Below are 14131 nucleotides of genomic sequence, written 5' to 3'. Positions count from 1 at the left end.
AGCTGTGCGTCCTCGACAGTCAATAAACCAAAGGTGTGGGTTGGGCTGTTCGCGGGCAAGCCTTGCTCCTACATGTTCAGGGTCGACCACAAATCAGCAGATCGACTCGGTCACTGTGGGAGCGGGCTTGCTCGCGAAAGCGGAGTGTCAGTCACCATCAATGTTGGATGTACCGGCCTCTTCGCGAGCAAGTCGAATCGTCGCACCGCCGCTCCCACAGTTAATCGCGTCCACTGTAGGAGCAAGGCTTGCCCGCGAAGAGGCCCGTCCGGACGCTAGAGAATCAAAACCCCTCCAGCTCCGCCATCAGGTCATTCAACCGATCCGCCTTCTCCTCGGTGATATCACTGGCCGCCAGTCCATCGATGTACCCCGCCAGTTCCTCCACCGTGCTGCACTCGAACATCGCCCGCAGCGGCACGTCCCTTTGCAGGGTTTTCTGGACCCGGGAGGCGATCTGGGTGGCGAGTAGCGAGTGTCCGCCCAGTTCGAAGAAGTTGTCGCGGATGCCGACCTGTTCGACCTTCAGCACCTCGGCCCAGATGTCCGCCAGGGTCTGCTCCAGCTCATTGCGCGGCGCGACATAGTCGGCCGATTGCAACTGGCCGATCTCCAGCGCCGGCAGGGCCTTGCGGTCCAGTTTGCCGTTGGCGTTGAGCGGCAGTCTGTCGAGCCACAGCCAGTGCAGAGGCACCATGTACTCCGGCAGTTCGGCGCGCAGGCGCTGCTTGATGCGATCCAGGCGTTCGGCCGGTGCCAGCGCCGAATCCGCCGCCACCAGATACCCCACCAGATGCTTGCCGTTGACGCCTTCCTGCACCCCCACCGCCGCATCGCGGACTTCCGCCTGCTCATGCAACCGCGCCTCGATTTCCCCAAGCTCGATGCGATAGCCGCGAATCTTCACCTGATGGTCGATCCGCCCCACGTACTCGAGCACACCGTCACTGCGACGGCGAGCCAGGTCGCCGGTGCGATACAGGCGATCCCCCGGCGCCCCGAACGGGTTCGGCACAAACACCTGGGCGGTGCGCAGCGGGTCGCTGACATAACCACGCCCAACCCCGGTGCCGGCCACGCACAACTCGCCCACCGCCCCCAGCGGCACCAACTCCAGCGCGCCGTCGAGCAGGTACAAGCGGTTGTTGTCGGTCGGCGTGCCGATCGGCAGATAGCTGCCACGGGTGGACGCCATGTCGACCCGGAAGAACGCCACATCGTCGGAGCATTCCGCCGGACCGTAGGCATTCACCAGCCCGATCTGTGGATAACGCAGCAGCCACTGGTGCGCCAGTTCCGGCGGCATCGCTTCACCCGTCGGCAGCATCCAGCGCAGGCCATCGAGGCTCATGCGTTCCTGGGCGAGCATGCCCTGGATCAGCGACGGCACGCTTTCCAGCACGGTGATGCCCTGGGTCTGCACATGGGCCAGCAGCCCCTGCGGATCGTGGGCGATGCTGTTCGGCACAATGTCCACCCGCGCACCGAACAACGGTGCGGCGAGGAACTGCCACACGGAAATGTCGAAGCTCTGCGAGGCGGTCTGGGCGATCACGTCAGCCTCGCTCAGGTCCAGATACGGCACCTTGCTCAACTGGTTGTTGAGCATGCCGCGCTGCTCGACCATCACCCCTTTCGGCAAACCGGTGGAGCCGGAGGTGTAGATTACGTAAGCCAGATTGTCCGGACCGCTGTAGATCCCCGGATCGGCGACCGACACGTCGCTGGCCTGCACCTCTTCCCACACCAGCAAGCGAGGGCGATTGGCGCAACCGCATTCCCCGAGCAGCGCCAGCGCCTGTTCGCGACTGGCCTGGGTGCAGACCAGCAGCGGCGTGCGGCTCAGGTCGATGATGCGGCTCAGGCGCTGACTCGGCAGCCCCGGATCCAGCGGCAGATAACCCGCCCCGGCCTTGAAGCTGCCGATGATCATGCCCAGCAGATCGAGGTTGCGCTCCGCCAGCAGCGCCACCGGCTGATCGAGCCTGACACCCGCAGCGATCAAGGCATGCCCCAGGCGATTGCTACGCTGGTTCAGCGCCTCATAACTGAGCTGCTGATCCAGACAGCTGGCGGCGATACGCTGCGGATGCGCGGCAACCTGCGCCTCGAACAGCGCGACGTAGCTCTGCTCCAGCGGGTAATCGTGCTCGCTCTGGTTGCAGCCATGAATCAAAAATTCCTGCTCTTCCTCACCCAGCAATGGCAGATCGAGCATGTCGCCATGGAAGCCCTCGACCAGCGCCAGCAGCAAGCGCTTGAACTCACCCAACATGCGCTCGACCGTAACCTCGTCGAAATAACGCTGGTCGTAGGACAGGTGCAGCCCCAGGTCATCCCCCGGATAGCACACCGCCGTCAACGGGAAGTTGGTGTGGGTGCGACCGGAATCCGAAGTCGCATTCAGGCTTTGCGCACGATCCAGCACCGAGACTTCCACCGGGGCGTTCTCGAACACGAACAGACTGTCGAACAGCGGCTGGCCCTTGGGCAGTTCGCTTTGCTCCTGAATGTTCACTAGCGGCAGGTATTCGTACTCGCGCAGCTGCATGTTGCTGTCGAGCAGTTGCGTGAGCCACTGGCGCACGCTGCAACGCTGATCGTCCTCGGGCATCTTCACCCGCAGCGCGATGCTGTTGATGAACAGGCCGACGGTGCGCTGCATGTGCGGCATGTCCACCGGACGCCCCGCCACCGTGACTCCGAACAGTACGTCGCGGTCGCCGCTCAGGCGTCGCAGTACCAGGGCCCACGCCGCCTGGGCGAAGGTGTTGATGGTCAGTTGATGAGCCTGGGCCAGTTCGCGCAGACGTACCCCGTCACGGGCATCGAGCCGGGTGTAGCGGTCGCCGACGATCATGCCGCCGCTGTCGCCGGCATGCTCACGCAGGAACGGCCGGTCGCTCGGAATCGGCGTGGTCCGCTCGAAGCCCTGCAGGTTGGTTTTCCACCACTGCCGCGCTTCGGCCAGGCTCTGGCGTTGCAGCCAGCCGATGTAGTCGCGATAACGCGGCGGCACGGGCAGTTGCGCTTCGCGGCCTTCGCCCAGGGCCATGTAGATTTCGAAGAAATCGTTCATCAGCAACGAACGGCACCAGGCATCGATGAGGATGTGGTGGTTGCTCATCATGAACCAGTAGCGCGCCGCACCGACCCGGATCAGGCGCAGGTGGAACGGCGCCTGGTTGAGCAGATCGAAGCCGGCCTCGCGCTCGGTCTTGAGCAGATGCTGCAGTTTCGGTTCCTGCTCGGCTTCGGCAACGTCGCTCCAGTCCAGGTACTCGATCGGCGTGCTGCCCGGCTTGTGGATAACCTGCAGCATGTCTTCGCCGACGTTCCAGCAAAACGAGGCGCGCAGGGCTTCGTGACGGGCGATCACCGCCTGCCAGGCCTGGGCGAAACGCTGCGGATCGAGCTCGCTGTTGATGCGATAGCGGTCCTGCATGTAGTAAAGGCCGGTGCCCGGTTCGAGCAAGGTGTGCAACAGCATGCCTTCCTGCATCGGGGTCAGCGGGTAGACGTCCTCGATGGCGGTGGCCGGCACCGGCAGCGCATCGAGTTGCGCCTGGCTCAGTTTCGCCAGCGGGAAGTCCGACGGCGTCAGGCCACCGGCCTCGTCGCGCAGGCAATGGGCGATCAGGCTTCGCAGCTCGCCGATATAGGCATCGGCCAGATCGCTGATGGTCTGCCGTTCGTGGCGCTCGGCGCTGAAGGTCCAGCGCAGCACCAGCTCACCACCGTAGACCTGACCGTCGACGCTCAACTCGTTGGGCAACGGCGCCCGCGGATCGTGGGCCGCGCCAATGTTTTCCTCCAGCGGCAGGAACAGTGCATCGGCACCGAAGCTCTGGTCGAACTGGCCCAGGTAGTTGAAGGTGACCGGCGCCAGCGGCAACGCCTCGATGCCGCGACGGCAGGATTCGTCGGCCAGATAGCGCAGCACGCCATAGCCCAGGCCCTTGTGCGGCACTGCGCGCAATTGCTCCTTGATCGCCTTGATCGAGGCGCCCTGCCCGGCCGCTTCTTCGATGTCGTGCGGGGTCAGGCGCAGCGGGTAGGCACTGGTGAACCAGCCGACAGTGCGGGTCAGGTCGATCTCGTCGAACAGCGCCTCGCGGCCATGGCCCTCCAGTTGAATCAGCGCCGACTCATGACCACTCCAGCGGCACAAAACCCGGGCCAATGCGGTGAGCAACAGGTCGTTGACCTGGGTGCGATAGGCGCTCGGCGCCTGTTGCAGCAATTGCCGGGTGCGTTCGCTGTCCAGGCGCACGCTGACGGTTTGCGCATGACGATTCTGCCGGCCGCCCTCAGGGTGATCGCAAGGCAACTGGGCATTTGGCCCAGCCAATTGGCTCTGCCACCAGCTCAGCTCTTCACGCAGGGACTCGCTGCCGGCATAGGCCTGCAAGCGTGCCGCCCAATCGCGGAACGCGCTTGTCTTCGCCGGCAGGTTGACCGACTGCTGCGCCTCGAGCTGGCGATACACGCTTTGCAGATCATCCAGCAGTACGCGCCAGGACACCCCGTCCACCACCAGGTGGTGAATGGCAATGAACAGCCGTTGTTGACCTTCAGGCCCATCCACCAGCAGCACCCGCATCAGAGGACCTTGTGCAAGATCAAGACTGCGCTGGGCATCGGCGAACAGCGCAGCGCATTTGTCCATGGAGGACACCCGCACTTGCAGCAACGCCGGCGCATCGCTCAGCGCCTGATGTTCTGCCTGCCATTGGCCGGACACCTCATTGAAGCGCAGGCGCAAGGCATCGTGCTGTTCGATCACTGCAAGCAGCGCCGCCTCAAGGCAATGAGGTTCGAGCACGACGGTCGGCTGCAACAGCAATGCCTGGTTCCAGTGCTGGCGCTGCGGGATGTCGGTGTCGAAGAACCAATGCTGGATCGGCGTCAGGCGCGACTCGCCGCTGAGCAGCCCCTGCTCGGCGGTAACCTGCTCGGTGCGACTGGCCACGGCGGCGAGGGTCTGCGCGGTCTGGTGCTGGAACAGGTCCCGCGGGCTGAAGTGGATGCCCTGTTGCCGCGCACGGCTGACCACCTGGATCGACAGGATCGAGTCGCCACCGAGTTCGAAGAAGTTGTCGTTAAGACCGACCTGTTCGACGTTCAGCACTTCGCACCAGATCTGCGCCAGGGTGATTTCCAGCGCGTTGCTCGGCGCAACGTATTGCTGACGGTTCAATTCCGGGTCCGGCGCCGGCAGTGCACGACGGTCGAGTTTGCCGTTGGCGGTCAGCGGCATGCTCTCAAGTAGGATCAGGTGCGCGGGCACCATGTAATCCGGCAGTTGTGATTTGAGATGCGCCTTGAGGGTTTCGCGCAACGCCGCCGTATCCGACCCGTCGCCGTCACAGACCAGATAGCCCGCCAGCTGCTTGCCGCTCGGGGTATCGAGGGCCAGCACCACCGCTTCGCGGACCGCCTCATGTTCCAGCAGACGGTTTTCGATTTCCCCCAGTTCGATGCGGAAACCACGAATCTTCACCTGATGGTCGATCCGTCCCAGGTACTCCACCAGGCCATCGGCGCGCTGGCGCACCAGGTCACCGGTGCGATACAGACGCCCGCCGTTGGTGGCGAACGGGTCGGCGACAAAGCGCTCGGCGCTCAGCCCCGGACGCTGGTGATAACCCTGGGCCAGGCCCGCGCCGCCGATGAACAACTCGCCGGTCGCGCCCTGCGGCACCAACGCCAGATCGGCATCGAGAATGTAGGCCACGCGATCACCGATCACGCTGCCGATCGGCACGCTGCCGGCGCCCTCTTCCAATACTTGCGGAGCGAGGCTGGCCAGCGGCATGACCACGGTTTCGGTCGGGCCATAGGCGTTGAAGAACAGGCTCGGCTTGAACGCCGCGCGGATTCGCTGCAGATGCTCGCCGGTCAGCGCCTCGCCGCCGGTGATGATCATCCGCACCGGCAGGGTTTCATTGCGGGTCGCCAGCCATTGCGCCAGCTGGCTGCCATAGCTGGGGGTGCAGCCGATAATGTTGACGCCGTGACGGCGGATCAGCCCGCAGATTTCCTCGGCATCCCACTGCCCCTGCGCTCGCAACACCACCTGCCCGCCGCTGAGCAGCGGCACCAGCAGGCGCTCGGTGGCGGCGTCGAAGTTGATCGAATAGAAGTGCAGCTCGCAATCGTCCACACGCATGCCGAAGCGCTCGATCACCGCGCGGCAGTGCATGGCGATTTCGCCGTGGGACACCACCACGCCCTTGGGCTTGCCGGTGGAACCGGAGGTGTAGATCAGGTACGCCTGATGCTGCGGCAGGCTGATGAACGGCAGCTCGCCGGTCGTGTAGTTGACCAGCGCCGGGCTGTCATCTTCCAGACACCAGCGACCGACGCTTGCCGGCAGCTCGCCCAGTGCGGCGAACATCGCCCGGTCGCTGAGCAGCAGGCCGATGCCGCTGTCCTCGATCATGTAATGCAGGCGATCGAGAGGATATTCCGGGTCCAGCGGCACGTAGGCTCCGCCGGCCTTGAGGATCGCCAGCAGGCCGATGACCATCTCCAGCGAACGCTCCAGCGCCAGGCCCACGCGAACCTGCGGCCCGACACCGCGCTCGCGCAGCACCCAGGCCAGGCGATTGGCGCGGCTGTCGAGTTCGGCGTAGCTCAGGGTCTGCCCGGCGAAGGTCAGGGCCGGCGCGTCCTTGCGCACCAGCGCCTGCTCGGCGAACAGCTGATGGATGCACTGGTCGAGGCGATGCTCGCCCGGCTCGACGCCGAGGCTGTCGAGCAATTGCTGCTGCTCGTCGGCGGCAAGCAATGGCAACTCACTCAGGCGCTGCTGCGGATCGGCGATCAGCGCCTCCAGCAGATTGCGCCAGTGTCCGGCCATGCGGGCGATGCGCGGCTCGTCGAACAGGTCGGTGCTGTAGGTCAGGCAGCAACCCAGGCGATGGTCGAGGTCGGTGACTTCAAGATTGAGGTCGAACTTGGTCGCCCGGGCATCGTTGACCAGGTATTCGACGGTCATGCCGGCCAGGGTGCGGCTCTGCTGGAATTCCCAGCGCTGCACGTTGCACATCACCTGGAACAGCGGATTGTAGGCGGCGCTGCGCGGGGGCTGCAAGGCCTCCACCAGATGATCGAACGGCAGGTCCTGATGGGACTGGCCTTCGATCACGGTATGACGCACCTGCTCGAACAGCTCGCCCACCGACATCTGCCCGTCGAGCTGGCAACGCAGCACCTGGGTATTGAGGAACGCGCCAATCAGCCCTTCGCTTTCCGGACGAATACGGTTGGCCACCGGGGCGCCGATGCGCAGGTCGGTCTGGCCGCTGTAGCGGTAAAGCAGCACGGCCAGGGCGGCGGTCATGGTCATGAACAGGGTCAGGCCCTGTTGCGCGTTGAACGCACGAACCCGCGCCGCGAGGTCGTCACTCAGGTCGAAGCGGAACAACTCGCCCTGATGGCTCTGCACCGGTGGACGCGGACGGTCGCCGGGCAATTCCAGCAACGGATGTTCGCGGCCCAGTTGTGCGGTCCAGTAATCGAGCTGGCGTTGACGCTCGCCGGACTCCAGCCACTGGCGCTGCCAGACGCTGTAGTCCAGGTATTGCACCGGCAGCGGCGCCAACGGCGATTCACGGCCGTCGACGAAGGCCTCGTACAGCGCGCTGAGTTCCCGGGCAAAAATGTCCATCGCCCAGCCTTCGGTGACGATGTGGTGCAGGGTCAGCACGAAGTAGTGCTCTTGCGCCGCGGTCTTGACCAGGCAGGCACGCAGCAGCGGACCGGTTTCCAGATCGAACGGCAGGTGCGCCTGCTCGTCCGCCAGTTGCTGCACCCGTCGCTCGCGTTGGTCGGCGGCCAGGTTCGAGAAATCCATCCATTGCAGGCGCAGGCCGGTCTCGGCATGCACCTGCTGGCGGGCCACGCCGTCGACGCTCGGGAAGGTGGTTCGCAGGGTTTCGTGACGCAGGATCAGCGCCTGCAATGCGGCGTCGAAGCAGCTGACATTCAAGTCCCCGCGCAGGCGGGCCATGCCGCCGACGTTATAGGCCGGGCTGTCCGGCTCCATCTGCCAGAGGAACCACATGCGCTGCTGGGAATAGGACAGCGGCACCGGCTGGCTGCGGTCGACAGCGGCGATCGGCGGCTGTTTGTTGGTCTGGCCGCTGGCCTGGATCAGGCGGATCTGTTCGGCGAAGGCGCCCAGTTCACTGTTCTCGAACAAGGCACGCAATGGCAGTTCGACGTCGCAGGCTTGACGGGTGCGGGAAATGATTTGCGTGGCCAGGAGCGAGTGGCCGCCGATGGCGAAAAAGTCATCGCGCAGGCCGATCTGCGCCAGGCCAAGCACTTCGCGCCAGATGCCGGCGATCTGCTGTTCCAGCTCGGTCACCGGTTCGACGTGTTCGCGCACCTGCCACTGCGGCTCCGGCAAGGCACGGCGGTCGAGTTTGCCGCTGGGGCTCAGGGGCATCTGTTCCAGACGCATCAGCTGCGCCGGGACCATGTACTCCGGCAGTTCGCTGGCCAACGCGGTTTTCAGGCGCGCGGTTTGTGCGTCTTCGGTTTCGCTGGCATCGGTCGCGGTGTAGTAGCCGATCAGCTGTGCGCCGGCCGCGGTTTCCCGTACCAGCACCACGGCTTGCGCCACGCCGTCCTGAGCCAGCAGGCGCGCTTCGATTTCCTCCGGTTCAACGCGGAAGCCGCGCAGCTTGACCTGCTGATCGAGGCGGCCGAGGTATTCGATCACGCCCTCGGCGGTCCAGCGCGCCCGGTCGCCGGTGCGGTACAGCCGCGCGCCCTGCTCGCCCAAGGGGTCGACCACAAAGCGCTCGGCGGTCAGCGCCGGGCGGCCGAGGTAACCCCGGGCCAGGCCCAGGCCGCTGATGCACAGTTCGCCGGGCACGCCGGCCGGCAGCGGATTGAGCTCACTGTCGAGCACCCGGCAAACCACGTTGCCCAGCGGCCGGCCAATCGGCGAGCGTTCGCCATCGGCGCTGGAGCAGTGCCAGTGGGTGACGTTGATCGCGGTCTCGGTCGGGCCGTATCGGTTGTGCAGTTGCACCGCCGGCAGTTGCGCCAGCACGCGATTACGCAGCTCTGCCGGCAAGGCTTCGCCACCGGAGAACAGCCGACGCAGGCTGGTGCATTCGGCGCTTTGGGGTTCGTCGATGAACAGCGAGAGCAGCGCCGGCACGAAGTGCAGCGTGGTCACGCCATGTTCCAGCACCAGTTGCGCGATGCGATGAGGGTCGCGGTGCTCACCCGGTCCGGCAATCAGCAGCCGCGCGCCGGTGATCAGCGGCCAGAAGCACTCCCACACCGAGACGTCGAAGCTGATCGGCGCCTTCTGCATCAGCACGTCGCTGTGGTCCAGGCGATAGCTGTGCTGCATCCATTGCAGGCGCTCGGCCAGCGCGGCGTGGGTATTGCCGACGCCCTTGGGCTGGCCGGTGGAACCGGAGGTGTAGATCACGTAGGCCAGGTTGTCGCCGTGCAGATGCAGGCCCGGTGCCTGGCACGGCCAGCTGTCCAGGTGCAGGGTGTCCATGGCGATCACGCTGACGCCGTCCGTGGCCGGCAGGCGCTCGAGCAATGCGGTCTGGGTCAGCAGTAATTCGACGCCGCTGTCCTTGAGCATGTAGGCCAGGCGCTCGGCCGGGTAATCCGGGTCCAGCGGCACGTAGGCGCCGCCGGCCTTGATGATCGCCAGCAGACCGATCAGCAGTTGCGGCGAACGCTCGCAGGCGATGGCCACGCACACGTCCGGGCCGACGCCTTTGTCGCGCAGGTAATGGGCCAGGCGATTGGCCCGGGTGTGCAATTCGGCAAAGCTCAGGCGACCGCCGTCCCAGACCAGCGCGGTGCGTTCCGGGGTCTGGCGGGCCTGTTCGTTGAGCCGCTCCGGCAGCCATTGTTGCGCCGGCTCGCAAGGCGCAACGCTCCAATTTTTTTGCTCATCGTGTTCACTCAAGGACAGCAACGGCAGGTCGCCGAGGGTGGTTTCCGGTTGTTCGCAGACGGCTTGCAGCAAGCGGCTGAAATGCGCGGCGAGACGCTCGATGGTCGCCGCGTCGAACAGCTCATCGGCGTAGTCGAAGGACAGCGTCAGCCGGCCGTTGCGATCTTCTTCGCTGTGCAATTGCAGGTCGAACTTGGCTTCGCGGCTGTGCCACGGCAGCTCTTCGGCCAGCAATCCCGGCAGGCGTTTCAAGGCGCCGAGGTCGCGTTGCTGGTGGTTGAACATCACCTGGAACAGCCCCTGTTCGCGGGCCTGCGGAAAGGCTTCGAGCAGTTGTTCGAAAGGCAGGTCCTGATGGGCTTGGGCACCCAGCGCCGCCTCGCGGGTTTGCGCCAGCAACTGGTCGAACGGCAAGCGCGAGTCCAGCTCGGCGCGCAGCACCTGGGTGTTGATGAAGAAGCCGATCAGGCCCTGGGTTTCCAGGCGCGGGCGGTTGGCGTTGGGGACGCCGATGCGGATATCACGCTGACCGCTGTAGCGATGCAACAGGGTCTGGAATGTCGCGAGTAGCAGCATGAACGAGGTCGATTCATGGGCTTGGGCGGTCTGGCGAACGGCATCGCTCAGACCTGCAGGCAAACGCAGGGTATGGCGCGCGGCGCTGCGTTGCTGTTGTGCCGAACGCGGGTGATCGGTGGCCAGGTCGAGCGTTGGAAGCTCATCCCCCAGGCGATCTTTCCAGTAGGCCAGCTGCCGCTCGCCCTCTCCTTGCGCCAGCCATTGACGCTGCCAGCTGCCGTAGTCGGCGTACTGGGTGGGCAGAGGCGCGAGCGTCGCCTGCTGGCCTTGGGTAGCCGCCGCGTACAGCCGGGAGAATTCGTCGATCAGCACGTTCATCGACCAGCCGTCGGCGATGATGTGGTGCATGGTCACCAGTAGTTGATGGTCTTCGTCATCGAGACGCACCAGCGTTACCCACAGCAGTGGGCCTTTCTCCAGATCGAACTGGGTGCGGGCTTCGTCCTCGCGGATCTGTTGCGCGCGGGCTTCGCGTTCGGCTGCCGGCAAGTCGCTGATGTCGATCGATTGCAGGTTGAATTCGCCGGCCGTCAACACCTGTTGCAGCGCCACGCCGTCACGTTCGAAGAAGCGTGTGCGCAGGGATTCGTGGCGTTCGATCAGCTGCTGGAAGCTGGCGCGCAGGGCGTCCTCGTCCAGCTCGCCGCGCAGGCGCAGGGCGCCGGGAATGTTGTAGGCGCTGCTGTGCGGGTCGAGTTGCCAGGTGATCCACAGGCGGTTTTGTGCCAGGGATTGGGGCAGGGGTTGAGACATGGCATCGCTGCGCGACAGAGCGACGATTTCGCCTTGCGGACTGCCGCCGTCCTGTTGCTGACCGGCCACGGCTTCGGCGAATGCGGCCAGGGTCGGCGCTTCGAACAGCAGGCGCAGGTTCAGCTCCAGGCCCAGGATTTCGCGCAGGCGCGCCACCACCTGGGTGGCGGCAATCGAGTTGCCGCCGAGCAGGAAGAAGTGGTCGTCGGCATCCACCTGCCTGACCTGCAACTGCTCGCACCAGACCTGGGCGATCAGGCTTTGCAACTCCGAGGCTGAGGCGCTTTGGCCGGCCACTTCATCGCTGGCCGAAGGGAACAGCGCATAGCTGTCGAGGCTGCCATCGGCCAGACGCAGGCGGCACGCCGAGCGTTGCAGTTTGCCGCTGGAAGTCTTGGGCAACGCGCCCGGATTGAGCAGCACCACCACGCTCGGCGCCTGTTGATAAGCCTCGGCCACCGCCTGACGGATAGCCTTGATCAGCGCTTCGGGCGGCAGGACTTTCTGCACGCTGCGGCTGATTTCCGCAGCGATGCCGATGCCTTCCTCGCCATCCTGATTGACCGCGAACGCGGCGACGCGGCCCTTGCGCACCACTTCCACTTCGCGCTCGACGGTCTGCTCGATGTCCTGTGGATAAAGGTTGTGCCCACGCACGATCAGCATGTCTTTCAGGCGGCCGGTGATGAACAGCTCGCCGTCGCGCATGAAGCCCAGATCGCCGGTGCGCAGCCAGGTCTTGCCGGCGTGCTGAACGAAAGTCTTGGCCGAGGCTTCGGGGTTGCGCCAGTAACCGAGGGCGATGCTCGGGCCGCTGGCCCAGACCTCGCCGACGGTGTTGTCCGCCACTTCGTCGAGCGAGGCCGGGTCGATGATCAGCACGGCATGTTCCGGCTGGCTGATCCCGCAGCTCATGATCGCGCTGCCCTCGCCTGCTTCGGCGCGGTTCTGCGCCAGCGCTTGGTCGTCGACCCGCAGGTTACCGATGCCCTGACCGCGTGGCGTACCGGCGACGAACAGCGTGGCCTCGGCCAGACCGTAGGACGCCATGAAGCTCTGCTCAGTGAAACCGCAGGCGGCGAACTTCTCGGCGAAGCGCTCCAGGGTGTCGAGGCGAATCGGCTCGGAGCCGGAATAGGCCACGCGCCAGCCGCTCAGGTCGAGCCGTTCCAGGGCCGACTCGCTGACCCGTTCGCTGCACAGGCGATAGGCGAAATCCGGCCCGCCGCTGATAGTGCCGCCGTATTCGCTGATCGCTTCCAGCCAGCGCAATGGCCGGCCAAGGAAGTACGCCGGCGACATCAGCACACAGGGCACGCCACTGAAAATCGGCTGCAACAGGCCGCCGATAAGACCCATGTCGTGGTACAGCGGCAGCCAGCTGACGATCACGTCGTCGGGGTTGAGGTCGATGCCGAAGCCGTGGCGGATCAACTGTTCGTTGGCCACCAGGTTGCCGTGGCTGACTTGCACGCCTTTGGGCAACGCGGTGGAACCGGAGGTGTATTGCAGGAAGGCAATGTCATGGTCCTGCAGATCGGGCGCGCCCCAGCGGTCGGCCAGCGCGCTGTCGAGGGTATCGACGCACAGCAGCGACGGCGCGCCTTCGATCTGCGACAGGGCCGCTTGCAGGTCGGCGCTGGTCAGGAGCAGGCGCGGCTCGGCGTCGCTGATGATCGACAGCAGGCGCTCCTGGTGATGACGCTTGGCCGATTCAGGTGGATAAGCCGGCACGGCGATCACGCCGGCATACAGGCAACCGAAAAACGCCGCGACGTAATCCGGGCCGCTGGGAAACAGCAACACCGCGCGATCGCCAAAACCTGCCTGGGCCTGCAAGGCGCCGGCGATGGTCCGCGCACGCCGGTCCAGTTCGCGATAACTGAGCACCACAGCCTGGTCCGGGGTTTCGGCGAGAAAACGCAGGGCCACACGATCCGGCGTCAGGGCCGCACGGCGCTGGAGGGCTTGGACCAGTGTGCTGGGGAGTTCGAACGCGTCGGTCATGAGGTTTCCTGCCTGGATTCGGCTTGCAAGTAAATTTCACCAATGAGAACGGATGGCATCTGCAAATAATTAGTCGACCGGCCTGAACGCCAATCGGGCGGGGGACGGCACGCGAGAGCGTTCGCGTGTCGCTGTTCTCACTTTGCACTCTTAAGGAGCATTAGTTCTCTTTCTCAATTGACAATCATTATCATTCATCCTAATTTGTCGCTCGATGTGACGGACGGCCCGGCCTATAGGCCGTCCGCCTAACCAATTTGGCAGGGTGATTTCGATGACAGAGCTTTCCATGACGGAAGAAGTGTCCACCAGGTGCGATTCGCCGCTCATTCAGACCTTCGTCGACAATCGACTGATTCTGGTGAAGATCGCAGCGCGCATTACCGGCTGTCGCTCCCGTGCCGAAGATGTGGTGCAGGACGCGTTTTTCCGACTGCAATCGGCGCCGCAGATCACCTCGTCGTTCAAGGCGCAGCTCAGCTATCTGTTCCAGATCGTGCGCAACCTGGCGATCGATCACTACCGCAAGCAGGCGCTGGAACTGAAATATTCCGGGCCTGAGGAGGAAGGTCTGAACGTGGTGATTCAGGGCGCTTCACCGGAAACCTCGCACATCAACTTTTCCACCCTGGAAAACATCGCCGACGCCCTCGGGGAGCTGCCGAGCCGAACCCGCTACGCCTTCGAGATGTACCGCCTGCACGGCGTGCCGCAGAAGGACATCGCCAAGGAACTGGGCGTCTCGCCGACCCTGGTGAACTTCATGATTCGTGATGCGTTGGTGCATTGCCGCAAGGTGTCCAATAGCCGCCGTTAAGAGCTTCGCGGGCAAGCCTCGCTCCTACA

Annotated in this window: 2 protein-coding genes; one reads left to right on the top strand and one right to left on the bottom strand. The window is 64.8% G+C overall.

Translation table 11 applies throughout. The features are described 5' to 3' along the window. Positions 1-283: 283 nt before the first annotated feature. A complete protein-coding gene (locus tag K9857_RS18210) occupies positions 284-13285 on the bottom strand; it encodes a non-ribosomal peptide synthetase (RefSeq protein ID WP_224538000.1) in 13002 nt (4333 codons plus the stop codon). A 289-nt stretch (positions 13286-13574) separates the two neighbouring features. On the opposite strand from K9857_RS18210, the gene K9857_RS18205 reads away from it, so the two are divergent. Next, a complete protein-coding gene (locus tag K9857_RS18205; RefSeq protein ID WP_224537999.1) occupies positions 13575-14102 on the top strand; it encodes an RNA polymerase factor sigma-70 in 528 nt (175 codons plus the stop codon). The last annotated feature ends 29 nt before the right edge of the window (positions 14103-14131 follow it).

This window comes from Pseudomonas sp. REP124, assembly GCF_020164475.1.
GTDB lineage: Bacteria > Pseudomonadota > Gammaproteobacteria > Pseudomonadales > Pseudomonadaceae > Aquipseudomonas.
Note: the sequence above shows the minus strand (reverse complement) of the source record. Positions and strands in the feature narration are given on the sequence as shown.